Origin of the sequence: Solidesulfovibrio alcoholivorans DSM 5433 (assembly GCF_000702665.1) — a bacterium.
Taxonomy (GTDB): domain Bacteria; phylum Desulfobacterota; class Desulfovibrionia; order Desulfovibrionales; family Desulfovibrionaceae; genus Solidesulfovibrio; species Solidesulfovibrio alcoholivorans.
In genome coordinates this window covers 417,138-442,870 of the sequence record NZ_JNJA01000002.1, presented here as the reverse complement: position 1 = coordinate 442,870, position 25,733 = coordinate 417,138, and the positions used below count along the sequence as shown (strand labels likewise).

The 25,733-nt window shown below is 66.7% G+C and carries 19 protein-coding genes; 9 read left to right on the top strand and 10 right to left on the bottom strand.

What is annotated here, in order from left to right; all coding sequences use genetic code 11:
- Window positions 1-41: 41 nt before the first annotated feature.
- The 4 genes from Q368_RS0105215 to Q368_RS0105200 all read left to right on the top strand — a co-directional run bounded on the left by Q368_RS0105215 (window position 42) and on the right by Q368_RS0105200 (window position 5,268).
- Complete coding sequence (locus Q368_RS0105215; protein WP_052360032.1) at window positions 42-1,979, top strand: B12-binding domain-containing radical SAM protein; 1,938 nt, start codon at window positions 42-44, stop codon at window positions 1,977-1,979.
- Window positions 1,980-2,137: 158 nt separating this feature from the next.
- Complete coding sequence (locus tag Q368_RS23750) at window positions 2,138-4,066, top strand: response regulator (RefSeq protein WP_162179627.1); 1,929 nt, start codon at window positions 2,138-2,140, stop codon at window positions 4,064-4,066.
- A complete protein-coding gene (locus tag Q368_RS0105205) occupies window positions 4,063-4,578 on the top strand; it encodes a DinB family protein (protein WP_029457872.1) in 516 nt (171 codons plus the stop codon). The genes Q368_RS23750 and Q368_RS0105205 overlap by 4 nt, the downstream gene beginning before the upstream one ends.
- A gap of 81 nt (window positions 4,579-4,659) precedes the next feature.
- Window positions 4,660-5,268, top strand: a complete 609-nt coding sequence (locus tag Q368_RS0105200) for a LysE family translocator (RefSeq protein WP_029457870.1) — start codon at window positions 4,660-4,662, stop codon at window positions 5,266-5,268.
- A 152-nt stretch (window positions 5,269-5,420) separates the two neighbouring features.
- Here Q368_RS0105200 and Q368_RS0105190 read toward each other — a convergent pair whose 3' ends face one another.
- From Q368_RS0105190 to Q368_RS0105175, 4 genes are all read right to left on the bottom strand, one after another.
- Window positions 5,421-6,635, bottom strand: a complete 1,215-nt coding sequence (locus Q368_RS0105190) for a glycosyltransferase family protein (RefSeq protein WP_029457869.1) — start codon at window positions 6,633-6,635, stop codon at window positions 5,421-5,423.
- A 6-nt stretch (window positions 6,636-6,641) separates the two neighbouring features.
- On the bottom strand, window positions 6,642-8,165 hold the full coding sequence (locus tag Q368_RS0105185) for a sigma-54 dependent transcriptional regulator (RefSeq protein WP_029457867.1): 1,524 nt from the start codon (window positions 8,163-8,165) through the stop codon (window positions 6,642-6,644).
- A 77-nt stretch (window positions 8,166-8,242) separates the two neighbouring features.
- Window positions 8,243-9,409: a hypothetical protein gene (locus tag Q368_RS0105180; RefSeq protein ID WP_029457865.1), complete on the bottom strand. Its 1,167-nt coding sequence runs from the start codon at window positions 9,407-9,409 to the stop codon at window positions 8,243-8,245.
- A gap of 13 nt (window positions 9,410-9,422) precedes the next feature.
- Entirely contained in the window at window positions 9,423-10,418 is a 996-nt protein-coding gene (locus Q368_RS0105175) for a polysaccharide deacetylase family protein (protein ID WP_084158685.1), read from the bottom strand.
- Between the two features lie 254 nt (window positions 10,419-10,672).
- Between Q368_RS0105175 and Q368_RS0105170 the strand changes: the two genes are divergently transcribed.
- On the top strand, window positions 10,673-11,128 hold the full coding sequence (locus Q368_RS0105170; RefSeq protein WP_029457861.1) for a hypothetical protein: 456 nt from the start codon (window positions 10,673-10,675) through the stop codon (window positions 11,126-11,128).
- A gap of 9 nt (window positions 11,129-11,137) precedes the next feature.
- On the opposite strand, the gene Q368_RS0105165 is transcribed toward Q368_RS0105170, so the two are convergent.
- From Q368_RS0105165 to Q368_RS0105145, 5 genes are all read right to left on the bottom strand, one after another.
- Window positions 11,138-13,117, bottom strand: coding sequence for an O-antigen ligase family protein (locus tag Q368_RS0105165; RefSeq protein ID WP_052360030.1), 1,980 nt, complete (start codon window positions 13,115-13,117; stop codon window positions 11,138-11,140).
- A gap of 9 nt (window positions 13,118-13,126) precedes the next feature.
- Window positions 13,127-14,059: a hypothetical protein gene (locus tag Q368_RS0105160; protein WP_029457856.1), complete on the bottom strand. Its 933-nt coding sequence runs from the start codon at window positions 14,057-14,059 to the stop codon at window positions 13,127-13,129.
- A complete protein-coding gene (budA, locus tag Q368_RS0105155; protein ID WP_029457855.1) occupies window positions 14,060-14,821 on the bottom strand; it encodes an acetolactate decarboxylase in 762 nt (253 codons plus the stop codon).
- Window positions 14,822-14,852: 31 nt separating this feature from the next.
- Window positions 14,853-15,614, bottom strand: coding sequence for an ABC transporter ATP-binding protein (locus Q368_RS0105150; protein ID WP_029457854.1), 762 nt, complete (start codon window positions 15,612-15,614; stop codon window positions 14,853-14,855).
- A 106-nt stretch (window positions 15,615-15,720) separates the two neighbouring features.
- Window positions 15,721-18,069, bottom strand: coding sequence for a GGDEF domain-containing protein (locus Q368_RS0105145; RefSeq protein WP_029457853.1), 2,349 nt, complete (start codon window positions 18,067-18,069; stop codon window positions 15,721-15,723).
- Window positions 18,070-18,250: 181 nt separating this feature from the next.
- Between Q368_RS0105145 and Q368_RS23745 the strand changes: the two genes are divergently transcribed.
- On the top strand, window positions 18,251-20,206 hold the full coding sequence (locus Q368_RS23745; RefSeq protein WP_052360029.1) for a glycosyltransferase family 4 protein: 1,956 nt from the start codon (window positions 18,251-18,253) through the stop codon (window positions 20,204-20,206).
- A 9-nt stretch (window positions 20,207-20,215) separates the two neighbouring features.
- On the opposite strand, the gene Q368_RS0105135 is transcribed toward Q368_RS23745, so the two are convergent.
- Window positions 20,216-20,479, bottom strand: coding sequence for a hypothetical protein (locus tag Q368_RS0105135; RefSeq protein ID WP_029457850.1), 264 nt, complete (start codon window positions 20,477-20,479; stop codon window positions 20,216-20,218).
- 268 nt (window positions 20,480-20,747) lie between these two features.
- On the opposite strand from Q368_RS0105135, the gene Q368_RS0105130 reads away from it, so the two are divergent.
- The 3 genes from Q368_RS0105130 to Q368_RS0105120 all read left to right on the top strand — a co-directional run bounded on the left by Q368_RS0105130 (window position 20,748) and on the right by Q368_RS0105120 (window position 25,624).
- The gene (locus tag Q368_RS0105130) at window positions 20,748-22,928 is read left to right on the top strand and encodes a peptidase domain-containing ABC transporter (RefSeq protein ID WP_029457849.1); all 2,181 of its coding nucleotides are present in this window, start codon (window positions 20,748-20,750) and stop codon (window positions 22,926-22,928) included.
- A gap of 79 nt (window positions 22,929-23,007) precedes the next feature.
- Window positions 23,008-24,369, top strand: a complete 1,362-nt coding sequence (locus tag Q368_RS0105125; RefSeq protein WP_245611285.1) for an HlyD family type I secretion periplasmic adaptor subunit — start codon at window positions 23,008-23,010, stop codon at window positions 24,367-24,369.
- A 28-nt stretch (window positions 24,370-24,397) separates the two neighbouring features.
- A complete protein-coding gene (locus tag Q368_RS0105120) occupies window positions 24,398-25,624 on the top strand; it encodes a hypothetical protein (RefSeq protein WP_029457845.1) in 1,227 nt (408 codons plus the stop codon).
- The last annotated feature ends 109 nt before the right edge of the window (window positions 25,625-25,733 follow it).

Here is a 25,733-nt window from a genome sequence, read left to right as displayed (position 1 = left end):
CTTCACGGAAACGGACAGCGTACGCCGGGAACACCCTCGTCATGGATGGAAAAAAAACACTCCTGCTCGTCAATCCGCCCGCCAATCCCGACGTGGGCGCGCAGCTTTTCCTGGAAAACCTGGGGCTCGGCTACCTCGCCGGTTCGGTGCGCAAGCACTGCGGCGCGACCCACCGCGTCCTGCTCTGGGACTGCCCCATCCTCGGCCGGTCCTTGGCGCAGCTGCGCGAGGCCCTGCTCGCGGCGCGGCCGGACTACGTCGGCCTGTCCCTGACCACGATGAACGCCCATTTCGGCGTCCAGGCGGCACAGCTCGTCCGGGAAACCGTGCCCCACGCCAAGATCATCCTCGGAGGCATCCTGCCCTCGACCCTGGACAGCGCCGCGCTGACCGCATTTTCCCCGGACGCCGTCATCCGGGGCGAAGGCGAACTTCTGCTGCGCGACGTGCTTGCGCGTCTCGATGCGGGCGAGGACACGCCGCTGCTCGAAGTGTCCCAGGACACGCCCCTGGACGTGGACGCCCTGGCCTGGCCCGCGCGCGACATGCTGCCCTGGCAGCTCGCCAGGCACCCGCAGGCGAGCCTTGCCGCCTCGCGCGGCTGTCCCAACCGCTGCGGCTTTTGCAGCATCCCCCGCCCGGCCAATTCCCGCCGCTGGCGGCCCCGCGACATCGAGGACGTGGTCGAGGAAATGCGCTGGCTCAACACGGAATACGGCGTCTCCCACTTCTATTTCGTGGACGACAACTTCCTGCTCAACACCACGGGGTCCTACAACCGGGCACAGCATTTCGCCCGGCTGGTCCTGACCACGATGCCGCCGATCCGTTTCGGCTTCATGTGCCGCTCCGCGGCGGTGGACAAGTCCGTGTTCAGGCTCCTCAAAAAGGCCGGCCTGTGCGCGGTGTTCCTCGGCATCGAGTCCTTTTCCCAGGCCGTGCTCGACCGCTACCAGAAAAAGGAGCTCGTGGCCGAACACCTGCAGGCGATAAACACCCTCAACAGCCTCGGCATCACCATCAACCCCGGGTTCATCTTCTTCGATCCCTGGACCACCTCCGCCGAGGCCCGCGAAACCCTGCAGGCCATGCGCGGCCTCGATTTCGCCTCCCTGGAGTCCGTCAACTCGAAACTGACCTGCTACAAAGGCTCCGCCATCGAGGCCCGCGTCACGGAATCCCCCGACGCGCCGCGCCGGCTCGGCATCACGGAATACGCTTTCGAGCAAGCGGCCACGCGTGCGCTGTTCGACGAATGCGTCCGGCTTTTTTACCGGTCGCTCCCGGAACACGAGGCCTACCGGCTGTACCAGCGCTACCGCTTCCTGCTGGGCTCCCTGCAACCCTACCTCGTCAACACGCCCCACGAAGCCCGGTTCCTGGCGCAGTTCCACGCCTGCAAGGCCTTCTGGCGCACCGCGGACAACGTCGTTCTGGACTGGCTCGACGCCTTCGCCCAAGGCGTCCGCGACGCGCCCGCCCTCCTCGACGCGCGCATCGACGCCGTGGCCGCCCCCTTCTGGAACGCCGGCAACCAGGCGGCGGAACAGTGCATTGCCGCGGTCCGTGACGCGCTGCTTCACGACCTGCAATGCCCCGGCGCGACAAACGCCCCGCTTTGTCTGCTGGCCTTCACCCTGGCGCATCCCGGCCTGGGACTGGACGCCGTGTTCACGCGGCTTGCCGCCCTCCCCCCGGACAACCGGCAGGCCCTGGCCAGGGCCATGCGCTTTACCTGCGACGACAAACGGCGAGAGCACTTCGAAATGCTGCTCACCGCAGGGGACGAAACCATGGCCGCGCTGTGCGCCGAGGCCGCGCGTCCTGCCGGACCGGCCGCGCTGCTCCCCGCCCTGGAGGCCTGTTGCGCCCGGTTCGGGCCCAACCTCTCCCCGTCCCTTGCCCGCCTGCTCGCCCGGACCAGGGAGTTGGCGGCGCTGCCGTTTCCCGAACTCGTTTTCGCCGACTGCCCGCGCTGACGCGACCCGCTCCGCCCCCCCTTTTTTCTTCCTTTCGCGGCTCGTCCCTGTTACATTTTTAGAAAGATTTTTGTCTTTCTCTTGACAGGCGATGCGCAATGGCAGTGCGCAGGGGTTGCAGCATCCACGCAGAGGATATGGTGCACGAGAACGCGCGCATGAAAAAAATCCTGGCCGGCCCGGCATTCCTCGTCTGCATCTGCGGCATCCTGGCCCTGTTCCTCATTCTGGGAATCACGGTTCCCAATCCCGCCCTTTTCCTTTCCCTCGCCATTGTCCTGTCCGCCTATCTGGGGGGACTGCCATCCGGCTTTTTGAGCGTGGCACTGTGCTTCGCCTTTCTCCTCTTCTATTGGTCCACACCTGGAAGATGGTTCACCTACGACCAGCGCAATACCCTCCGCCTCATCGTTTTCATCGCCACCATGCCGGCCATGGCCCTGATCGTCGGTGTCCTCGAAAGAAAAAACAGAATCAAGATACATGAAATAGAAGAGAAAACGAAAGAGCTGGAAGCAAGCAAGAAGCGCCTGCAACGCGCGGAGATCGTCGCCGGCACGGGAAACTGGGAGGTCGACGTCGCGGACGGGTCGCTCTACACCTCCGAAGGCGCACGGCGCATCTACGGCCTCTCCGACGGGAATTATATACTGCGCGACGTCCAGGAAATCCCGCTGCCGCAATACCGCGCCTCCCTCGACGCGGCCATGCGGGGCATCCTGAACGGAAGCGGCGGATACGACATTTTCTTCAAGATCCGCCGCCCGACCGACGGCGTGCTCGTCGACATCCACTCCCGCGCCACCTACGACCCTGCCGACAGAAAGGTCTTCGGCACTATCCAGGACGTCACCGCCCAGAAGAAAACCGAGGCGGAACTCGTGGCCGCCCGGAAAAAGGCGGAAGCTGCCAACCGGACCAAAAGTGAATTCCTGGCCAACATGAGCCACGAGATCCGCACGCCCTTAAACGGCATCCTGGGCATGCTGCAAGCCATCGAGGACACGCCCCTGTCGCCCGAGCAACAGCGCCTCCTGTCCATGGCCGTCACCGCCTCCGGCCGCCTGACGCAGCTGCTCAACGACATCCTCGACCTTTCCCGCGTCGAATCGGGCAAACTGCCCGTGGCCGCCGCGCCCTTCGCTCCCCGGGAACTCGTCGCCGCCATCGACGACCTCTTCCGCGTCGCCGCCGAGAAAAAAGGCCTGACCCTGGCCTGCCGCCTGGAAGACGGCCTGCCGGAGATCCTGCTCGGCGACGAAACCAGGATTCGGCAGGTGCTGTTCAACCTCGTCGGCAACGCCATCAAGTTCACCCGGCGCGGCGGCGTCGACGTGACCATTGCGGCCCTGCACCGCCGGGAAAATTCGCTACGGCTGCTGTGCACGGTCTCCGACAGCGGCTCGGGCATTCCGAACTCCCTGCTCGAGAACCTCTGCCAGCCCTTCACCCAGGGCCCGCGCGCCAGCTTCCACGGCCCGCCCGGGGCCGGACTCGGGCTTTCCATCGTCAGGCGCCTCACGACGCTGCTCGGCGGGGAACTCGCCATCGACAGCGAGGACGGTCGCGGTACGGACATCTATGTCACCCTGCCGCTGCACATCCCCGTGACCGCCGGCGTCCTCCCGCCGTGCCCGTCCCGCGACGAGACCGGAGCATGCCGGAGCCTGCGCATCCTGCTCGCCGAGGACGACGCCATCAGCGCCCTGGCGGCCCGGCGGCTGCTGGAAAAGATGGGGCATACGGTCGTTGCGGCCGCAAACGGCCGGGAGGCCGTGAACGCGTGCGGCAAGGCGGATTTCGACCTCGTGCTCATGGACATCCAGATGCCGGAACTCGACGGCCTGGAGGCGACACGGAGCATCCGGGAACGAGAGGCCCACGGGCCCAGGGCGAGCATGCCCATCGTCGCCATGACCGCCCACGCCATGGCCGGGGACAAGGCACATTTCCTCGCCGCGGCCATGGACGACTACCTGCCCAAACCGGTGGACAAATCGAGCCTTCGCGCTACCATCGCCCGCGTCATGGAAACCGTGGATCACGGCTTCTGCCGCCTTCCCGCAAGCGAGGAGTCCGACGCATGAAACGCCTTTTCGTCAGCCGCTCCCTCTACAACCAATGGGCCAACGCACGCCTTTACGCCGCCATGGCGGCCCTTGCGCCCGAAACCCTGGCCGCGCCGAGCGCCGTCAATTTCGGTTCCATCCTCGCCATCGCCAACCATCTCGTGCTGGCCGACCGGCTGTGGCTCAACCGCTTCACCGGCCAGGGCGCGCCCGTGCCCACGGTTGACGCTGTGCCCTACCCCGACCTCGCCGCGCTCGGGAACGCGCGCGAAGTCGAGGAGCGGCGCGCCCTGGCCTTTTGCCGCGCGCTCGACCCGGCACGCTGCGGCGAGACGCTCCATTACGTCACCACCGAAGGCACACCCATGTCCCTGCCCCTGGCCCTTTGCCTCGACCACTTCTTCAACCACCAGACCCACCACCGCGGCCAGATCCACGGCCTGCTCGGGGCCTATGGCCTCAAGGCGGCGGACATCGATCTGCTCGGGTTCGAGCGCGAGACCGCGACTTTCGCGGGCCTTGCCGGCTGACGCTTTCCCGCGCGGCGGAGACGGCTTAGCCCCCCGCCGCGCCGCCTTGCTCCCCTTGCCGAAACCCTGTACCCCTGCGCCATGCTCACCTTTTTCCTCAAGGGGCTGGCCATCGGCGCGATCATCGCCATGCCCTTCGGCGCGGTCGGCATGCTCTGCCTGCAACGGGCCATCGCCATGGGGCTGCGCGTGGGACTTTTATCGGGCATGGGCGCGGCCGCGGCGGACGCCTTCTACGGGGCGGTGGCGGCGTTCGGCCTGACGTTCATCTCGGATTTCCTGGCGGCGAACGCACGCGTGCTCCAGGCGGCGGGCGGTGCGTTCCTGGTGGCCATGGGCGCGCGGCTCTGCTTCGCCAAAAGCGCGCCCAAACCCGCCGAAATACCCAAGCGGCGCTACGCCGGCGCATTCGTGAGCGTCTTTTTGCTCACGCTCACCAATCCCCTGACCGTGGTCGGGTTCCTGGCCATCTTCGCGGGCTTCGGCCTGGGGCAGATCGAGGCGCGGGCCAGCGAGGCCTCGGCCGTGGTGGCGGGGGTCTTTTGCGGCTCCATGGTCTGGTGGGCGGCCATCGCGTTCGGCGGGAAACTGCTGCGGCTGCGCCTGCTGTCACAGATGCGCGCCATCAAGCGCGTCTGCGGCGCGGCCATCATCCTGTTCGGGCTCTGGGCGGTCTTTTTCGGCCGTTAGCGCAGCCGTCGCGTTTCAAAAAGCGCCTGCTCCTCGAAAACGAAACGCACGCCACCGCAATCGAGCTGTCCCGTTGACATCACCGTCGGGAAGGTCCAGGGGGATCATCCCCTCCTGGCCGCCGGAGGCATCCCCCCCCATGCGCTCCCGCGTCAGGCGTCGGCGTCCTGGCCGCACGGCGCGCGGCGAAACGCGCCGACCCGCTGTGAAATGACGGAAAGCCCGGTGAAGGGAAAGCGCGCCATGGCCTCCCTGTAGGGCTCGGGCGCGCCGAGCAAGCGGCGCAGCTTGTCGCGCAGGCCTTCGGGCGACAGGGCGTCCCAGGGCAGGAATTCGATGAGCCCCCGGGCGCTTAAGACCTCGGCCCGGATGCGCTGCTCCAGGCGCGGCACCTCGCGCGGCACCACAAGACACGGGATGCACTGCGAGAGGATCTCGCAGGTGGTGTTGTAGCCGCCCATGGTGACCACCGCATCGGCAAGACCCATGAGCGTCTCCATGCGCCGGTAGAAATGGTGGAAGCGGGCGTGCTGGCGTGCGGCGCGGCGGGCCACGGCCTCGCGCTCGGGCTTGGGCATGAAGGGGCCGGAGACGAAGATCGCCCGGTGCGCCGGCGCGCCGCCCTGCTCCAGCATGGAGAGATAGGCGTCCATGAGCGGATAGCCGTCCCCGCCGCCGCCGGTGGTGACCACCACCAGCTTCTCGCCGGCCCCGAACCGCTCCTCGCGGCGCACCTGCGTCATGGACTGGGGCGAGGGCACGTGGCGGGGAATGTAGCCGGTGAACACCATCTTGTCGCTGATGACCGGCGGGATGGCGTATTCCGTGATGGGGTCGTAGATCTCCTTGTTTCCGTAGACCCAGATTTCCGAATAGAACTGCTCGAGCACGTCGTAGACGCCCTTTTCGGCCCATTCGCGGGTGGTGGAGGCGGCGTCGTCCATGATGTCGCGAAGCCCGAGGATGGTGCGGGTACGCGGCAGGCGGCGCTTCAGCCACTTGAGCGTGGGGATGACCTCGCGGCGCAGCCCCATGGGCGCCTTGTCCACGATGAACAGGTGGGGCTGGAAGGCCTTGGCCGTGGCCACGATGATGTTGCGCCGGATGTTCAGGGCATGGCGGGCGTTGATCTTGATGGAAAGGGGCAGGTACTCCTCGTTGGTCTTCTTGATCATGCCCGGGATGCGCACGAAATCGACGCCTTCCGGCGTCTCGTAGCGCCCGGCCAGGGGCGAGCCGGTGAGGATGAGGATATTGACCCCGCGCTGGCGCAGGTGCTCGGCGATGGCCATGGTGCGGCGCAGATGTCCCAGACCGTAGGTGTCGTGGGAATACATCAGGATGTTGTAGGTCGCGGGGGATGCCATCGAAAATCAGGGGACGTCGATGCCGAGCTTGCGGTATTCGTTGAGCTTGTTGCGCAGGGTGCGCACGGAGATGCCGAGCAGCTGGGCCGCCTGCGTGCGGTTGCCTTCGGTGCGGTCCAGGCTTTTGATGATCATGTGGCGTTCCATGACGTCAAGCGGCACCACCTCGCCCGTGCCCGGCGCGCCCTCTGCCGCGAAGAGCCGGGCCGCGGCCGCCTGGTCGAAGGCGTCCCCGGCCGCGTCCTCGCCGGCGGCGTCCTCGGCGCTCACGGCGCCCCCGGAATCAGGCGCGGCAAAAGCCTCCTCGGGGGCCTGCTCCTGCCAGCCCTCGCCGTCGAGGAGGAAATGGGACTTGCGGATGGGGCCGGAACCGGCCAGCAGCACGGCGCGTTCCATGAGATTTTGCAGCTCGCGCACGTTGCCCGGCCAGTCGTAGCCGAGCAGCCACTCCCGGGCGTCGGCGGCGAAAGACAGCCGCGGCAGGTTGTAGGCCTTGCGGTACTTGTCCACGAAATAGAGCGCCAGGCGCGGCACGTCCTCGCCGCGCTCGCGAAGCGGCGGAAGCTTGAGCGGAATGACGTTAAGGCGGTAGTAGAGATCCTGGCGGAACTTGCCTTCGCCCACGGCGTCTTCCATGCGGCGGTTGGTGGTGGCGAGCACGCGCACGTCCACGTGCACGGTCTCGGTGCCGCCCACGCGGTCGAATTCGCTTTCCTGGAGCACGCGCAGGAGCTTGGCTTGCAGGCCCAGGTCCATCTCGGAAATTTCGTCGAGCAGGAGCGTGCCGCCCGAGGCAAGCTCGAACTTGCCGAGCTTGCGCGCGATGGCCCCGGTGAACGCGCCTTTTTCGTGGCCGAACAGTTCGGACTCGAGGAGGTGTTCGGGCAGCGCGGCGCAGTTGATGGCCACGAACGGCCCGTCGGCCCGGTCGGAGCAGGCGTGGAGGTAGCGGGCGAACATCTCCTTGCCCGTGCCGGATTCGCCGGAAATGAGCACTGTGGCCTTGGACCGGGCCACCTGCCTGGCCAGACCGAGCACGCGGCGGATGAGCGGGTGTTCGCCGACGATGGCGAACCCCTTGCCGGCGGCGTCCCCTGTCTGACCGACGTCGGGCGCGGCGTGCGGCGCGCCATGGCCGGGCCCTGGCGCGGGAGCTCCTGGAGGCGGCGCGGCAGTCTCCCCACCCGGCACCACGGCCAGGATCTTCTCCCAGGTCAGCGGCTCGAGCCAGTAGTCCTTGGCCCCGAGTTCCAGGCAACGCGCCGCCTCGGAGGCGGTGCCCCGGTCCGTGAAGACGATCACCGGCGGAAAGCCGGGCTCTTTCTGTGCCTCGCCGAGCAGGGCCTCGGCGGTGTAGACGCCGATCTTGGCTTGGGAAAAGATCAGGCAGGGAGGGGACTTGCGGATGGCGGCCAGGGCGGCGGGCAGGGAATCGACGATGCCGACGGCAAGCCCTGCGTCCTTGAAGAACGGGAAAAAAGTGGTCACCGCCTGGGCCGGGGCGACAAAAAGAATCGTCTTTTCCGCCATCGGCGACCTATTAGCCCCAAGTCAAACGGTTTTCAATCAATTACGAGCCGCTTCCTCCATAATGTCGCAATCGGCCGTCACACGAGCCCGCACTCCCGCAAAAGCCCCGTGAGCACCTTGTCGCTGTCGAAGTAGTCCCCGGCGATCTCCCGGGCGACCCGGCCGGCGCGTTCGGGGTCGATTTCGGCGGCTTGCAAGGCTTCGATGGCCCCTTCGCGGCCTTCGAAGGGGAAGAGCGCCTCGCCCACGGGCAAATACGCGCCGAATCCGGTGTCCTCCACCACCGCCGGCCGACCGGCGGCCAGATAGGTGGCGGTGCGGTCGGAAAACCAGCCGCTTTTGAGCACCACGTTCTGGTCCTTGGCGATGGTGAACTCGCCGCGCGAGCCGCGAATGTAGTCGCGGTAGACGTCCGGGTCGCGCGAGAGGTTCAGGGCGTCGCGCACTTCCCAGCCGGCGGTCGCGTAACGCCAGGCGTCGTCGCACATGCCGCTCATGGCCATGCCGAGGGGAATGTCGCGCAGGGTCTCGGCCAGGTCGAGAATGGCCTCGTACTTGACGTTCTTGCGCCAGGAAAGCCGGCGGCCGCATATTTCCACGTCCCGGTCCCGGGCCTCCCAGGTGCCGATGGTGGTGTAGCGTTCACCCCTGCCCTGCCCAACGGGCCAGTGGTCCAGGACCACGGGCGGCAGCAACGGCTTCCAGTCCACGTCGGACAGGGGTACTTCGGTCGCGCCGCCGGGCAGGTTGTAGCCGTAGGTGAAGCAGACGTCGTGGCGTTTGTAGTAGTCGTGGGTCCAGGGATCCGACGCCACCTTGACCTGGGTGAAGACGGGGTCGGTGTCGATGACGGCCTTGACCGGAGCCTGGTAGTACTCTTCCTTGAGGGGCAACACCCCGGAGACGTTCAGGAAGAAGTCGGCCTCGGCCAGATGGCGGTCGAGGGTCGCCCGGTCCATGCCGTAGATCGTTTTCTCGATTTCGCTCACGTAGGCCCAGCGTCCGCCCAGTCCGGCACGGCGGAACATCCTGTCTACGGTTTCGCGGCCACGCGCGGACTCGGCCACGGGATAGCCGAGCACCGGATCGAAGGGATAAGCCCAGTTGGAGGTGTCCTCCAGGAAAACCACTTCATGGCCCAGGCGGGTGAGGCCCTCGGCGAAATGCAGCATCATCCACAACTGCCCGCCCAGGGGAAAGCCCACGGCGAACCCGGCCAACACGATGCGAAGCGAACGTTTCATGCTCCCTGCTACTCTACTTTCCGGGCGCGGCCTTGTCGCCGAACCACAGTTTCGCGCCCTGGGCCACGGTGACCACGGGCACGGCCTTTTGCTTGAGGAAGGCCGCGAGCTGCGCCAGCTTGGCCGCGTCCCAGGGCTCCCAGCCGAGGTCCGAACCGACGCCGTGCAGGCAGAAGACGACCCAGGCGTTCTCGCGGATGGCGTGTTCCTTGACCAGGGCGATGATGGACTCGGCCGGGTCGTTGGTATGGACCACGTACCGTTTGATCCAGTAGCGGTCGGTCGAACCCTTGCGGTTGCAATCGTCGCCGCCGTCGGCGACCTGGCTGTAAAAACGCCGTGACAAGGCGCTCATCTCCGGCGTCCAATAGTTGTGCGGCGTGATGTAGGTGCTCACCTGAAAGCCCATGCCTTCAAGCACGTTCTTGGATTCCTCCAGTTCGCGCTCGTAGGAGACAGCGCGAATCTGCTGTTTCTCCGCACTCTCCGGATCGAATGGATGGACCGTGACCTCACCGATGAGTTCGTCAAAGTAGTAGCTGCCTGGCTCCCCTTTCACGAGCCTGACGCTGGAGCGTTCCTTGAGCAAGCGGCCGTTTTCCAACAGTCCCCCGAGTTCATCGTACTTGTATTTTGCATCGTACAACCCGCGTTGTCCGTTGACCGGACGCAACAGCAGGCATTTTTCTTCTGCGAGGAACTTCGGAATATCGATAGGCCGTTTGTGGGTCAGGCTGTGTGACGCGATTTCCCAACCGCTCTTTTGCAGTTGCCGTATCTGGTTCGAGTCCATGAAGTCCGGATCGCCGGTATCCACGCGCCCGGCAATGATGCCCACGGTGGCCGGCAGGTCCAGATTGGACAATACCGGGAACGCGTATTGATAAACACTCTCAAGGCCATCATCAAAAACCAGTGAAACCATGCCGGCATGGGCTCCGGCACCCATTACGCCAAACAAAATAACAAATATGAAAGCAACAATGCGGCCAAAGCGGGGGTTTTCCATAACACATCCCAAACGCGGTAGAGCTGCAAAGTGACAAAAGCGTTTGCATACTAGGTGAAAAAAGCCAAAAGTCAATGGCGGCTCCTTGTCGCGGCCGCCACGTCCGGGAGCTTGCGCCCGGCAGTGAGGCCGGCGCGCCGGCCGGCCGGACCGACCCGGCGGGTCACGCTTTGACGGGGGGGGAAAAACTGGTATGTGGCGCTTGCCGTCCGGGGGCACGTTCCCCGGCGGGTTCCCTTGTTTACGGAGTTCCCATGCGTCACCGATTCCCCCCGTCCTGCGTCCTGTGCCTCGCGTTGCTCGCGGCGTTCGCCACCCAGGCGCAAGGCGCAGCCAAGCACTTCCGCGTTTCCTACGAGCATTTCAACACCTGCGCCTCCAAGGCCGCGGACCTGTACTTCAAAACCAATCAGGCCGGCGAGAAGAACATCCTCTCCCACCTGACCGCCATTTCCGCGATCTATGCCGAAAAAGCATACGTGGTCATGAACATCGTCGACATCCTCGAGCACATGGCCGCCAAGCGCGACCGGGCCTTCGTCATGGACCGCCTGGCCGAAGTCAAGCGCGAGACCCTGGCCGGCGTGCCCCAGGACGTCAAACTGCTGGCGGATCTGGTGGAAAATCATGAAAATCAGGACATCCGGGATCTCGGCAATCAGGTGGTCAACGAAATACGGGTGTTCGAGCGCAATACCGAAAACCTGTAGCGTCCGCCGTCACGGCGCGACACCTACCGACAGGCCAAGGCGCCTCGGGTCGGGAGCGCCCGTGGCCGCCTGCGGCAGATACGTCCGGTCGGGCAAAAGGTAAAGGGGTTTGCCGCGCCCGTCCCCGCCCGGGGGAAGCGCCACGCGCAGGCGCTGCGGCCGGGCGTCCAGTTGCGCCGTGCCGACGAGCCCCGCTTCGGAGTAAACAGCCACGGAAGCCGGTTTCGGCGCGGCCAGGGTCAGGGTCACGGCGTCGGTCCCCGGCGCGACGAGCAGCGCCCCGGCCCCGGCGCTCCAGCGAAAAAGCCTTCCGTCCGTAGCGGCTTCCGTCGGGTGGAAGCCCTCGAAAACCAGCTCCTGCCCCGCCGGTCGCCAATCGGCAAGATCGAGCCGCGCCGCCGTGGCGCGAAGTCCCGCGTCCAGGGCGTAGGAGAGCCCGCCCGCCGCAACGAGCGCCCAGGCGGCCAGACCGATCAGGCGCGCCGCCCGCGAGTCCCGCTCCGCCGCCTGTGCCTCCAGGGCCATGGCCCGCGCCAGGGGCACGAACAGCAGAAACCACACCGCCGGCACGTAGAACATCTCCTGGAAGACCGCATAGAGATGGAAAGCGACCAGGGACAGGAGCATGGCCGCGTCGGCCAGGCTCCCGAACGCCCGCGCCCGCCGCCAGAGCAGCAATCCCGCCCGCCCGGCCAGGGCCAGCCACAGGCAAAGCCCCGCCGCGCCGAGGCCCGAAGCGAGCTGCACGTACATGTTGTGGGAGGTCTCGAACACCTCCGCCCTGGGGTCGCCGAAGCGGTGCAGCCACGCGCCCGGCGTCGCGAGCAGCACCGGGTAGTGCCTGGCGTAGGTCTCGAAGCCCATGCCGAAAAGGGGCCGTTCGGCCGCGATGCAAAGCCCGGCCCGAAACAGGCCCGGCCGCGGCGACTCGGTGAAATTGCCCACCCGCTCGGCGAGCAGCGCGTTGATCGGACGGCTGATGGCGGCCAGTTCCTTGCCCGAAGCCCAGAAGGAAACGCCAAGGAACAACACTCCGGCCGCGACCAGGGTGGGCAGGTGACCGTAGGGCCGCGCGAACCGGGCCAGGGGGCCGGGCCGGAAATAGAGCCAGGCCGCGGCGGCGAAGGTCAGAGCGCCGACGATCCAGCCGGCGCGGGCGAGCGTCAGCAGCAGGGCCGCGCCGACAAGGGCCAGGGCGGCGGCGGCCACGATGCGGTGGCGCGCGCCGTCGCGCCGGGAGAGTGGCAAGAGCAGATACGGCGCGGCGATGGAGGCGTATTCGGCGAACCAGCCGGGATTGGCGAAAAGCGAGGTGAAGCGGTAGTGCAGCAGATAGTGGTCGCCCTGGAAATGCTCGTAGAGCCCGACGGCGATGGCCGTCAGCAGCCCGCCGGCCAGCCCGCGGAGAAGGATGGCGAATTTCCCGGACGCCTCGACGCGGGCGAGCTCCCGGGCGAACACCGCGAATACGGCCAGCCGCCAGGCGCAGGCCAGGCTGTAGGCCGGCGCGTCGGCCGGGGAAAAGGCCATGGCCGCGAAAAAGGCGCGTGGCCCGAAAAGATGCAATTCGGCGAAAAAACGGTCCCAGGGCAAGAGCCACGTCGAGGCCAGGGCCAGCGCGGCCAGAGCGGCAAGCAGCACGCCGGAAAGTCCCGTGCCCGCGTCCCCGTCGCGGCCGGCGTTGCGCCATAAAAGGGCCAGCGCCGCGCCGTCGATGACCAGCCCGAAGACCACGGCCGGATAGACGTAGGCCTGCGCGCCGAAAAGAAACAGGGAAAAGCCGAGCAGGTACAGGCCCAGGCGCAGGCCGCGCCGGGAAAAGGCCATGGCCGCGCAGCCCGCCGCGACCAGGGCGACGAGCGCCGCGGCGGCACGTCCCGCGGGGACCAGGGCGGCGGCGCTGAGCAGGAAATGCCCGCCGGCAAGGGCCACGCCGGCAAGGGTCGCCGCGCGGGCGGGCAAGGCGGCGAAACGGGAGCACGCGGCCACGGCTGCGCCCTACCGCTTCCTGCCGGCCTGGGGCACGGCGACCTCGATGTCGTCGACGTCGCCGGCAAGGCCGTTTTGCCCGACCGAGGTCACGGTGTCCCGCACATGGGGCAGGTCCGGGGATTCGCCTTCGTTTTCATTGAGCAGATACGGCGCGCCCCAGGGGTCGCGGGCGAGCCCGGCAAGGTCTTCCGGCGCGGCTCCGGCGGCCGCGCCGAGGCGCGCCAGCGCCGCGTCCCACTGGCGCGCGCAGACGTCGCCGGCCGGGGCGTTTCGCAGATCGTAGCCGTCGCAGCCGCAGCGCGAACAGTTGCTGCCGGTGATCTCCCACAGCATGCGGCCTGTCGCGGCCTTGGCCCGGGAGGCGAGCCTGGAAATCCGGGCAAGCGATGCGGCGGCGTCTTCCCGCTTAAGGAGCAGAGCCACGTGCGCGGCATGTTCGCGCTCTTTCTTGGCGAGGGTTTCACCGAAGAGCATGCCTCCGGCGACGAGAACGAGCACCACGACCAGGGCGAGCCTGGCCCGGGAGAGGGCGACGGCGTCGAAGCGGCCCTCGGCCGTGGCCCATTTCCCGGCCTTCCTGGCGGCAAGGACCCGGCGCAGGCGCGAGAGCCTTTTTTCGACGCGGCCGGCGAAGGCGGCCAGGGCGGCGGCATCGGGCAGCGGCCCAAGCTGGCCACGGTCCTCGGCCAGGGTTGATTCCGCGCTCCAGTCAAGCGCGGTGGCCACGCCGTCGCCGTCCTCGGCGGCAAGGGAAGCAAGCAGCGCGGCGTCGCGCACATCGCCGGCGTCAAGGAGCGCATACAGGCCGTCGAGGCGGTTTTCCAGGCGCGCAAGGCCCTGGGCCGCGCGGCGGCAACCCTCGCGCGCGGCCGCTTCCGTGGCGCGGGCAGGCGGCCGGCGCTGGCCGGGCATGAAAAGCGCGAGGAAATCGAAGCGCATCTATTCGGTTCCGGCGGCCGGGCGTGGCCCGTCCATGCGGGGCGTCGGGCCGGCGGGAAAGACGACGCGCAGGGAGGTGATCTGCTCGCCGCGCGCCTTGGCCACGGCAATATTCACGGCCAGCACATGGCCGCCACGCGTGCGGTCGGTGGTCAGAAAATGGAAGTGCCAGCCCACGGGGGACAGCGCGGCAACGTTCGGCGGCGTGTAAACGCCGACCATGGTCCCGGCGACATCGTGCATGGGAAATTCGGCTTGCGCCTTGCAGGCCGTGGCCAGGGGCGGCCAGGGCTGCCGCTGGGCCGGCACGCTGCGAGTCCTTATCGCCGTAAAAAACCCGTCCACGCGCACGACGTAAAAGCGCGTCGGATCGGGCAGGCGCTTGGCGAGCGCCGCGCCGAGGCCGGCGAGGTCCAGGCCGTCCAGGCGGCCGAGGTCGAGGGTGCCGGCGCAAAAAGCCACCTGGGCGAACGGGGTCTTTCGCGACGGCGCGACGGGGTAGGCCTTGCCGTCGGTTTTCACTTGGTAGAAGCGGCCGTCCAGGGCGACCATTTCGCCGTCGAGGCCGGCGAAGGTGCCGAGGCCGCAGTCGCCGTGGCGGGCGAGCGTGGCGAAGGTCTCCCGGCCGGCATAGTCCCCGGCGAGCAGGGCTTCGATCATCCCCACTTGGTAGAGTTCGCCAGCCAGGCAGGAAGCGCTGACCAGAACGACGAAAAGGACGGCCCCAAACGCCGCCCGAACGGTACGTGCGATGCGCGGCATGCTACGTGCCTCCTTTCCCGGCGGGAAATGCTTAAATGTTGGCGTCTTCCGGGTCGGGCTGGCCGGAGAGGAACCGGCGCACCACGGGATCGTCGCAGGCCCTGATGGCCTCTGGCGAACCTTCCCAGACGATGCGGCCGGCGTCGAGCATGGCCACGTGTCCGGCCACGCCAAAGACGTCGGGGATGTCGTGGCTGACGAGCACGGCCGTGAAGCCGAACTGTCTGCGCGACTGGTCGATCAGCGCCAGCACGGCGGCCTTGCGGATGGGGTCGAGACCGGTGGTCGGCTCGTCGAAGAGCACGAGACCCGGCTCGGTCACGAGCGCCCGGGCCAGGGCGACCCGCTTTTGCATGCCGCCGGAAATCTGGGACGGAAACTTGTCGAGGATCGCGACGAGTTCCAGACGCTCGGCCAGTTCGCCCACCCGTTTCGCGACCGTGGCCTCGGGCAGCTTCGCGGTCTCGCGCAGCGGCAAGGCGATGTTGTCGCGCACGGTCATGGAATCGAAAAGGGCCATGTTCTGGAACATGTAGCTGCAGCGGCGACGAAAGGCCCGGCGTTCGGAGGCCCCGACCGAGGCCAACGAGCCGCCCCGGAACAGGATGTCGCCGGCGTCGGGCTTGAGCAGGCCGATGATGTGCTTGAGGAGCACGCTCTTGCCCTCGCCGGACTTGCCGATCACGGCGGTGACCATGCCCTCGGGCACGGTCATGTCTATGCCGCGCAGCACGGGCTGCCCGGCAAAGGCCTTGGTCAGGCCCCGGATTTCGATCATGGGTTGCGACGTCATGGCGGATTGCCCCGTTTGGAAAACCGCGCCACTTTGACCGCAATCGCGGCCAAAGGCAAGGACCGCGGCGCGATCGACGACACCGCCGGGGAGCGCGCGGCGGCGGTCAGGACGTTTCGGAGGCAGGCGCGTCGGCGTCCGGGGCCTCGGGCAGGCCAAGGGGCGCGCGGCGGTCGCGCACGAAGGAATTGCCCGAACAGGACTTGGCGTATTTCTTGACGGCCGCCGCACGCACGCCCAGTTCGTCCATGGTCACGGGCACGGCAAAGGCGCAGTCGATGACGCCCATGGAGATGGTCAGAAGCGGAAAGCGTCCCGCCCGGCCGTCGCGGCCCTGACCCTCGATGTAGCCGCGCTCCCGGTCCGCGGGCGTGAAAAGGGCCGGCGAGGCGGCGGCGAAGGCCGCAAGCGCCGCTTCGCACACGGGCGCAACCGAAACGGCGTCGCACAGGAGAACGAAATCGTCGCCGCCGACATGCCCCAGGAAGTCGTCCTGCGCGCCGTGGGAGGCCAAGGCCTCGCCCAGGATGCGCGCGGTCATGAGGATGGCCTTGTCCCCGTCCTGGAAGCCGTAGACGTCGTTGAAGACCTTGAAATTGTCGATGTCGGCGTAAATGAACGAGGTATGGCGGCCGGCCTCGGCGCGCCGCGCGATCTCGCGCTCGATGGCCACATTGCCGGGCAGACCGGTCAGGGGATTGGCCCCCTTGGCCATCTCCACCTGCACGCAGGCGAGGGCGTCGAGGATGCGCTGCACCGAGACCATGCCGGCAAGCCGGCCACGGCAGGTGACGAGGATGGGGTCGTAGAGCTTTTCCCGGTCCCGGGCCATGGCCGCCTGGGCCGCCACTTCCACGGGAGTGTCCCATTCCACGGCCAGCGGCGAGGGGTCCATGATGCGGGTGACGTCGCGGCGCAGAAAAAGCGCCAAGCCGTAGGGCGTGCTGAGAACCCGGTCGAGGTGGTGGCGCATGATGAGCCCCTCGGGCCGGCCGTCGCGGACCACTGCCACGGCGTGCACGGACTCGTTGCCGTCGAAGAACTGCTTGACCTCGCCGACGCTGGCGTGGGGCGGGATCTGGCGAGGCCGCTCGGCCAAATCGTTTATGGGCGAGGAGCACTTGAAACCGTCGGCGGCCTGGCTTGCGCCCCGCACGATGGCCAGGCGCGTTTCCTCGCGCAGGTCGGCGGCCGGCGCTTCGGGCCGGCCCAGGAAAAAACCCTGCCCGAAATGCGCGCCCAGGCGGATGCAACAGGCAAGCTCCGCCTCGGTCTCGATGCCCTCGGTCACGATACGGCAGCCGATCTTGTCCGCGAAGGTGAGCAGCGTCTCCAAGAGTGCCCGTTTCACCGGGTTGGCGTCGATGCCGCGCACGAGGGACATGTCGATCTTCATGAAATCGGGCTTGATCTCGGCGATGGAAAAAAGCCCGGAATAGCCGGTGCCCACGTCGTCCACGGCCACGCCGTAGCCGGCGTCACGGTAGTGGTCCAGCGTGCGGTGGAACAGGTTGAAATCCTTGACGCTGTGCCGTTCGGTGATCTCGAGCACCACATCCCTCGGCTCCATGCCGTACTTGTCGAGCAGCCGTCGCGTCTCGCCGGGCGTGAACTGGGGATCGAGCAGCGTGCGGGGATGGACGTTGCAAAAGAGCCGCGCGCCCTGGCCGCGCCGGGCGAAGCCGCGGATGGCGGCCTCGCGGCAGATTTTTTCCAGGGCGAAGATGGCCCCGGCCTCCTCGGCCACGTCGAAGAGCATGGCCGGGGATTCGAGCGGACTTTGCGCCGGGCCCCTGGCCAGGGCCTCCCAGGCGAACACGCTGCCGCCGCGCAGATTGACGATGGGCTGGTAGACGGCCCGCACGCGGCCGAGTTCCAGGATCTCGCGGAATTCGCGCAGGGCCGGGGCGCTGCCGCCCTCGCCGCCGCCAGCCAGACGCAGCGCCTCGGCCACCGCCGCGGCCAGGGCCATGTCCAGGGCGATGGGGGCCTTGCAGATGACCACGGCCGCGCCGCTGCGCACATCCAGGGCCTGGCCGGTCAGGCGCAACGCCTCCTCGCGCAGGCCGCCGCGCGTTTCCAGGCGCAGTATCGCCGCCACCCGGTCCAGGGCGTCGGCATCGTCGTCCCGGCCGCCGACGCACACGAGCACGCGGCCGGGTTCGAGCGGTTCGGTCAGGCAAATGGCATGGTCCGCCAGCCGCCTCCCCGCGGCGCGGGCGGCCGCCACGGCAAGGGCCTCGGCCAGCGCCGCGGCCACATCGGGGCGGACCAGGCGTCGCAACAGGGAAAAGTCCTGGATCTCGAGCAGGACCACGCCGAGGGCCCCTCCCCCGGCGACATGGTCCGCGACCAGTTCCCGCTCCCTTCCCTGCAACAACCCGCCCCCCGGACCGACATCGACGAGCACGCCATCCCGTCGGGAAGCCTCGTCAAGGCATGGTGAAAACTGCATAACCACCTTACCGCATTGCCCGGGTCGGGCCGGGGCCCCTCGTGAATCGGACAGTGCTAGCACGCCCCCCCGCGCCCCTCGGCCGCACCTTCCAAACGATACCGTGACGATTCCGTGACGCCCGCGTCGCGCGGCGACGACGCTTGCCAGCGCACATCGTCTTGCTTACACCCTTGAGAAGATGAACGCTTTTCTTCCCTCCCGCGAGACAGCGCCCTCCGCCATGACCCGGGAAATGCGGCTGGCGTGGGGGCTACGCGAAGATATCCGCTCCGGACGAGACATCGACGATCCGGAGGCACGCCTGGATTTCCGGCTGTGGTGGCTCACCTCGGCCGCCCGGGAATTTCCCGCCGTGGCGTGCTCGCCGCAAGCCGAGGATGCGGCCCTGGCCGGCGAGGTCATCATTCCTGCCGCAGGGGAGGAGGACGCCGCAGTCACCCGGCTCATGGACTTCATCCGGCGCCTGCGCCACAAAGAAGCGGCGGGGTTCGACGTCGCGATGCCGCAGGGGCGCAGGGCCCTGGCCGCCTGGTATTACGCCTGCGTCGTGCCGGAATTGTCCCTGTTTCCCCTGCTCGACGCCAGTGAACGGGCCTGGCTGCTCGATCCCGTCACCCCGCCGCTGGCGCCCGCCGGGCTGCCCCTGCCCCGGCTCGTCCGGCTGACCTGGGAAAACCGGACCGACGTGCGCCAGACATTCGACCTGTCCCAACAGGACGGGACCTGGGCCCTGCTGGCCTGGTACTGGATCTACGGCGCGGCGGAAATGGGGCATCGGACCTATGCCGCTTGGCTGTCCGCCCGGGAGCTCTTTTCGCCCCGGCCGGAGCTTGGCGGCCTCCCGCACATGGCGCTTTTCGCCTGGCAGGCGGACGACGCGCAACGCGCCCGCATCAATCCCGCGACTCCTGCCGGCAAAGCGGCCCTCGCCGCCTGGCTCGAGGAAACCCGGACGCTCCCCCGCCTGGCGCAGGCACTGCTCGAAGCGCCGGCCGGGCACGCCTGTCCCCCGCCGCCTCCGCCGCCGGCCCATTCCTTCGGGGCCAACGTCATCGGCTACGCCCGGGGGGAACTCGGCATCGGCGAGGATTCGCGCATGTGCGCCCTGGCCTTGTCCGAGGCCAAAGCGCCGTTTGCCGTGGTCAACATCCCCGTGGGCTCCAACACCCGGGAACAGGACGCCTTCCTCGACGCCTGCCTGGTCGAGGACACCCCGTATCCGGTCAACATCTTCTGCCTCACGGGGCTCGATACGGCCAGGATGTGGCTGGAACGCGGGGAGGCGCTCTTTTCCGGACGCAAAAACGTGGGCTACTGGCCCTGGGAACTGCCGGCCTGGCCCGAAGCCATGGCCGATGCCTACACCCTCGTGGACGAACTGTGGGTGTCGAGCGCCTACACGCGCGACGCGTTTGTGAAAAGCGCGCCGATCCCGGTGCGGCTGATGCCCATGGCCGTTTCCGTGGACCGGATCACGCCCCGCCCGCGAGAGGCTTTCGGGCTGCCCCGGGACCGATTCCTGTTCCTGTACACGTTCGACTGCAATTCCTACCTCGCGCGCAAGAACCCGCTGGCCGCCATCAGGGCCTTCCGGGCCGCTTTTCCGCGGGGCACGGAACCGGCCGGGCTCGTGCTCAAGACCATGAACGCCCGCGAGGACGACCCGCGCTGGCTGGCCCTTGCCGCGTCGGCCGCGGCCGACGCGCGCATCGTCTTCCTGCACGGGACCCTGGACCGCGGCGACGTGCTCGGGCTGTTCGCCGCCTGCGACGCCTATGTCTCGCCCCACCGGGCCGAGGGCTTCGGCAGGACGCTGGCCGAGGCCATGCTGCTCGGCAAGCCGGTCATCGCCACGGGGTATTCGGGAAATGCGGATTTCCTCACGCCGGAGACGGGCTATCCCGTGCCCTACCGCTTCGTGCCCATCGGGGACGGGGAATACCCCTTCGGCCAGGGGCTCGTCTGGGCCGAACCCGACGCCGACGCCCTGGCCAAGGCCATGCGCCGCGTCGCGGACGCGCCGGAGGAGGCCGCGCGCCGGGCGCGCGCCGGGCGCGACATGGTGGCCGAGCGGCACCATCCCCTGGCGATCGGACACGCATACAAGGAACGCCTCGAGGCGCTTTGCCGCTGAACCGCGGTATTACTTTCCGCGAAAGGAGAACAAACGCAAAAGCCCGACGAACGCGCCGCCAAGCTCCTTCCAGGCCCAGCCCCACAAACGTTCCTTATACCCATAGAATATGGCTCCCTGGGCATGGTACGTCACGTTGTCCCCGACCCGACCGCACAGGCTCGACGGTCCCACGTCCTCATGGGGCTTGGCGGACGCGGTCGTTTTTTCGGGCGCAGCCGGGGCCTCCTTGAACACGAGGTCAATCCCTTCGAAATTATTTTTTTCAGTCATATTCAACCCTCGGCGTAACAGTTCCATCTGGCATCGCAGCACGCCGCCAGCATGCGCACAATGTTACGTGGAACGCAGCCGTGGAGCAAGCCGCGCAAGGCGAGCAGGCGTTGCGGCGTCCGTCCGCGCCGACAGGACCGGCGAAACCGAAGTATGGCATATTGACATAGGTAGCAGACTTTTGGCATGCTCAAAAGTTGTACGATAGAAAACCATAGTTTTTTTTGCGTGAGCCGTGGTTCCGGCCGCCTCAGGGAATGCAAAAAACATGACGACCGACCAGTTGCGCAACAATTCAGGACTGCTTTGCTTTCTACTCCTGGCACGGCATCATCACATCGATTTGACCGCCGAATCCATAGCGCACAAGTACAGCATCCACGACAGCAACCTGGATCCTATCCTCCTGCTGCGCATCGCCAAGGATTTCGGCTTCAAGAGTAAAAACAGCCACCTCTCATGGAAAAAGCTGTTTTATATTGGCAACGTATTCCCCCTGCTGGCCCGCCTCCGCGACGGGAAATACATCATCGTATCCGGCGTGCGCGGAACGACGGAGTCCGGAGAGGTCGCCATCGTCGATCCCAGCCGTGGATCGCTTGAATTCGTTTTTCTCCCGCGTGCGGATTTCGAGCAACTCTGGGACGGCGAAACCTTTCTTTTCAAGAAGATTTACAAGATTGCGGACACGCACAAACCGTTCGGCCTGGACTGGTTCATCCCGGAGATGTTGCGGCAAAAGAAAATGTTCCGCGACGTCGGCCTGGCCACCATATGCGTCAACATGTTGGCCATCTGTTTCCCGATCTACATCCAGTTGATGTTCGACAAGGCCGTCGGGCACAGGGCGCTTTCCACACTGGTCGTGCTGTCCGTGGCCATCACTATCGTCACCGTATTCGACGGCATTTTGAAATACTTAAAGAATTATATCACGCTCTACGCCACGAATAAGATCGATCTGCGTATGGACAAGATTCTACACAGCCACATCCTCCGGCTGCCCATCGATTTTTTCGACTTCACCCCCATCGGACTGATCCTGCGCTATCTCTTCCAGAAAGAACGCATCCGCGAATTCATGACGGGAAAGCTGCTCACGACCCTGTTCGACCTGAGCCTCATCGCCTTCGTTTTGCCGATCCTTTTTTTCTATTCCTGGAAGCTGGCCTTTGTCGTTATCGCGTTCACCTGTGGCATCCTGGCGGTCATGCTCGGCACCATGCGCGTTTTCCGCTATATGATGCATGAGGTGCAGACCTACGAAGCCCTCAAGAACAAGTACATCGTGGAGACGCTACGCGGCATCGGCACCATCAAATCCCTGGCCCTGGAGCCCCAGCGCTACAGGAAAACGGAACAGGATGCCGCGAACACCCTTTCCAAGCATCATGCGATCAAAAACCTTTCCCTCAAGGTCAGCTTCATCAGCGAACTGCTGCAAGGGCTCATGCGCGTGGCCATCATCTGGTATGGCTGCTACCTGGCCGTGGACCAGGAAATCACCGCTGGCGGGCTGATCGCCTTCGTCATGCTCAGCGGCATGATCACCTCCCCGCTGGTGTCCCTCGTCGGCATCCTGCACGAATACCAGGAAGTCGCCGTCTCCGTGAACCTTTTGGGCGTCATACTCAATCGCCCCGTGGAGCATGCGCAAAGCAACCGCGGCCTCGTCTCGCCCATCAACGGCAGCATCGGCATCGAATCCATCAATTTCCGCTACGCCCAGACGGCGCCGCCGGCGCTTTCCGACATCTCCGTGCACTTCCCCGCAGGCTCGATCATCGGCATCGTCGGCCGCTCCGGTTCCGGCAAATCGACCCTGACCCGGCTCATCCAGGGGCTCTATCCCCTGCAACAGGGGCGCATCACCATCGACGGCCTGGACATGCGCGACTACGACATCGCCCACCTGCGCCGCTCCATCGGCGTGGTGCTCCAGGAAAGCTTCCTGTTCGAAGGCAGCATCCGCGAAAACATCGCCATCACCAAGCCCACGGCCACCTTCGAGGAGATCGTCTTCGCCGCGCGCATGGCCGGGGCCGACGAATTCATCCAGCTCCTCCCCCAGGGCTACGACACCCCGCTGTTCGAGGGCGGTTCGAACCTTTCCGGCGGCCAGCGCCAGCGCCTGTCCATCGCCCGGGCCCTGCTCACGCAGCCGCCCATCCTCATCCTCGACGAGGCGACCAGCGCCCTAGACGCCGAATCCGAAGCCATCATCCAGGCCAACCTTACGGCCATCGCCCAGGGGCGCACCATGCTCATCGTCAGCCACCGCCTGTCCATGCTGACCATGTGCCACAGCATCATCGTCCTGGAGAAAGGGAAGCTGATCGGCAACGCCCCCCACGACGAACTGCTCAAGACCTGTCCGATCTACGCCGATCTCTGGTACAAACAAAACCGGCACCTGATGGGCGTATTGCATAATCAGCCCGCCATGTGAGCACGGCCGCGCTTCACGCGCCTGCTCAGAGACCGGGGCGACGCGCCCGAACCAAGCCCTTTCGAGGATCACGGATCGCATGCACATGCTGCAAAAATTCATCCCGAAGAACAACAAGCCCGCACTGCCCAAAGAGGCGCTGGAATTCCAACCCGACGCCGAGGCGCTCGAGCTCGCGGCGCTGCCTGTCGCCGCAAGGCTCACCCTGCACGTCATCCTCGCCCTGTTCCTGGTCTTTCTGGTCTGGTCGTTTTTCGCCAAGGTCGACAAGATCATCACCGCCAGCGGCAAGATCGTCTCCTCGGGCAAGAACATCATCGTCGCACCGCTCAACGACGCCATCATCCGCAGCATCGACGTCCGGCTCGGGGCCACCGTGCGCCAGGGCGACGTGCTCGCGCACCTCGACCCGACCTTCACCACGGCAGACCTTGCCCGCCTGCAGAAAACAAAAATCTACGACCAGTTGCAGCTTGCGCGCATGGCCAGCGAACTGGCCGGCACGCCTTTCACGCCGCCACCCGGTGCTTCCGAACAGGACATCGCCACCCAGCGGAAGCTGCTCGCCGGCCGCCTGGAGGAATTTTCGGCCAAGCTGCGCCTCAGCAACGCCAAGATCTCCCAGTTGCAGCAGAACATCCAGGCGCTGCTGCGTCAGCTTTCGCAGATGGACAAGCAGGTGTCCGTGGCCAAGGAGCTGGTCGGCATGCGCGTCAAGGTCTACGAGCAAGGGTCGGATTCACGCCTCTCCCTGCTCGAGGCCGAGAACCACCTGGCCCAGACCAACGCCTCCATGGAACAACTCCAGGGCGCCTTGGAGTCCAAACGGCACGACCTGACCCAGGCGCTCTCCGAGAAGGAGGCCTTCATCGAAAACTGGCGCAACGACCTCTCCAGCCAGCTCACCCTGGGGCGCAAGGACCTGCAGTCCGTCCTGGAAGATCTGGCGAAGGCCGAGCGCCTCCAGGAACTGTCCACCCTGACCGCGCCAAGCGACGCCATTGTCCTGGACATCGCCAACTACAACCCCGGCACGGTGATCAAGAGCGGCGAAACCTTCATGACCCTTGTCCCCCTCAACACCCCCCTGGAAGCCTCGGTGTACATCGAGCCGTCCGACATCGGCTATATCCGCCAGGGCGACCCCACGGAAATAAAACTCGACACCTACCCCTACCAGAAATTCGGCTACCTCGACGCCACGCTGCGGACCGTGGCCGAGGACGCCCAGAACATCGATACGGCCGGAGGTCGGCACTATGCCTACGAGGGGCGTCTGCGCATCACCGGCATGGAGCACATGGTCAACCTTCCCTCGGATTTCAGGCTGGTGCCCGGTATGACGCTGTCCGCGGACATCAAGGTCGGCAGCCGTACGGTCATTACCTACATCACTTGGCCGCTTATCCGCGTTTTCGGTGAATCCATCCGCGAACCCTAACGCTCAACTCCCTGCCAAGGAGCGCAACATGCCATTTTCCGATCCCCAGACGCAACAAAACGCGTCCCCACAAGGCCCGAAGCTGGAAACCGTGCTGTGCAGCGAAACCACGCTCGTTCCTTTCCCCCCTGGCGCGTACCGGCTCGCCGTCGGGGGCATGGAGCATCCCGCAAAGACCGTGGCCGACACCGCGTTCCCGGCCATGCAGGTGACCGTGCTCCCCGGCTGCCGCCAGGCCGCCCGCCTCGATACGGCCGACGGGGTCACTGCCTGGCTGGACCGCGCGGGCGGGCAAACCCTGCTGCGCGTGGCCGCTCCCGGGGGACTGGTGCTGTTTACGGCCTATCGGCCCCATGACTACCCGACCACGGGCATCCGGATGGACGTCGAACGGCTCAAACAGCCCGAAGCCCAGGCCGCTCCCAAGCCTCCCATGACGCCTCCCCTGAGCCCCGCCATGCAGGCCCCCGGTTTTCTCCAGGCACCGTCGTTCCCACAGGCTCCGGGCTTCCCCCAGGCGCAACCCTATGCGCAACCGGCCGCGTTCCAGCAGCCCGGCGCCTTCCAAAATCCCGCCTCACCCCAGGGCTTTTCCCTGACGCCTCCCGCAGGCGGAGGCTTCCCTGCCGCGGGGGGAGGGTTTTCCCAGCCCCAGTTTCCCGCCCAGGGTTTCCAGTCCCAGCCCTTCCAGCCGTCGCCCGGAGCCGGCTTCCTCGGCGGCCAAGCCCCCGGTGGATTCGGCGCAACCAATCCGGGATTGCGGCCCGCCGCGCCCCAGCCTTTCACACCGCAGGCCGCGCCCAGGCACGAGCAGGCCGCACCGACACCCTCCGACGCATCCGTCCCCGGCATCCGCATGGCCGGGCACATCGAAATGGAAGGCGACAAGGCCTTCGAACCCGGACAGACCGCCGGCGTCCCCGGCTCCAGACGCCGCCTCGAGGCCGTGGCGCTCTACGCCGAAGGGCTCAACCTGCACGAACTCGAATACGCCGCCGTCAGCCGCGACGGCCATCTGCTGCCCTGGGTCTGCCCGCCGCAATTCACCGGCTCCCGGGGCATGGGCGCGCCGCTGATCGGCTTTGCCGCCAGGCTCTCGGGCGAAACCGCCGCCCGGTACGACATCGTCTATTCCGGGAGCTTCTTCCAGGGCGGCCAGGCCGGACCGGTCGGCAACGGGGAATTCCTCAAATCCCCGGTCCCGGGCGATCCCCTGGAATCCCTGCGCGTGACGCTCACGTCCAAAAAGGCCTAAGGCCGCAAGGCAGCGACAAGGCCCGCACGCCGCCGCACCGCGTACGGCCGCCTTCGCATGGGGCAACCCGGGCGACGGCGGCCGTACGCTTTGGACCACGGCGACGCCG

What these genes read in the sequence shown, in the direction of transcription:
- Q368_RS0105120 (WP_029457845.1), top strand. Translation starts at nt 24,398, where the DNA reads ATGCCATTTTCCGATCCCCAGACGCAACAAAACGCGTCCCCACAAGGC.
- Q368_RS0105205 (WP_029457872.1), top strand. Translation starts at nt 4,063, where the DNA reads ATGAAACGCCTTTTCGTCAGCCGCTCCCTCTACAACCAATGGGCCAAC.
- Q368_RS0105150 (WP_029457854.1), bottom strand. Translation starts at nt 15,614, where the DNA reads ATGACGTCGCAACCCATGATCGAAATCCGGGGCCTGACCAAGGCCTTT.
- Q368_RS0105130 (WP_029457849.1), top strand. Translation starts at nt 20,748, where the DNA reads ATGACGACCGACCAGTTGCGCAACAATTCAGGACTGCTTTGCTTTCTA.
- Q368_RS0105200 (WP_029457870.1), top strand. Translation starts at nt 4,660, where the DNA reads ATGCTCACCTTTTTCCTCAAGGGGCTGGCCATCGGCGCGATCATCGCC.
- Q368_RS0105180 (WP_029457865.1), bottom strand. Translation starts at nt 9,409, where the DNA reads ATGAAACGTTCGCTTCGCATCGTGTTGGCCGGGTTCGCCGTGGGCTTT.
- Q368_RS23750 (WP_162179627.1), top strand. Translation starts at nt 2,138, where the DNA reads ATGAAAAAAATCCTGGCCGGCCCGGCATTCCTCGTCTGCATCTGCGGC.
- Q368_RS0105145 (WP_029457853.1), bottom strand. Translation starts at nt 18,069, where the DNA reads ATGCAGTTTTCACCATGCCTTGACGAGGCTTCCCGACGGGATGGCGTG.
- Q368_RS0105190 (WP_029457869.1), bottom strand. Translation starts at nt 6,635, where the DNA reads ATGGCATCCCCCGCGACCTACAACATCCTGATGTATTCCCACGACACC.
- Q368_RS0105170 (WP_029457861.1), top strand. Translation starts at nt 10,673, where the DNA reads ATGCGTCACCGATTCCCCCCGTCCTGCGTCCTGTGCCTCGCGTTGCTC.
- Q368_RS0105215 (WP_052360032.1), top strand. Translation starts at nt 42, where the DNA reads ATGGATGGAAAAAAAACACTCCTGCTCGTCAATCCGCCCGCCAATCCC.
- Q368_RS0105175 (WP_084158685.1), bottom strand. Translation starts at nt 10,418, where the DNA reads ATGGAAAACCCCCGCTTTGGCCGCATTGTTGCTTTCATATTTGTTATT.
- Q368_RS0105160 (WP_029457856.1), bottom strand. Translation starts at nt 14,059, where the DNA reads ATGCGCTTCGATTTCCTCGCGCTTTTCATGCCCGGCCAGCGCCGGCCG.
- budA (WP_029457855.1), bottom strand. Translation starts at nt 14,821, where the DNA reads ATGCCGCGCATCGCACGTACCGTTCGGGCGGCGTTTGGGGCCGTCCTT.
- Q368_RS0105185 (WP_029457867.1), bottom strand. Translation starts at nt 8,165, where the DNA reads ATGGCGGAAAAGACGATTCTTTTTGTCGCCCCGGCCCAGGCGGTGACC.
- Q368_RS0105135 (WP_029457850.1), bottom strand. Translation starts at nt 20,479, where the DNA reads ATGACTGAAAAAAATAATTTCGAAGGGATTGACCTCGTGTTCAAGGAG.
- Q368_RS23745 (WP_052360029.1), top strand. Translation starts at nt 18,251, where the DNA reads ATGAACGCTTTTCTTCCCTCCCGCGAGACAGCGCCCTCCGCCATGACC.
- Q368_RS0105125 (WP_245611285.1), top strand. Translation starts at nt 23,008, where the DNA reads ATGCACATGCTGCAAAAATTCATCCCGAAGAACAACAAGCCCGCACTG.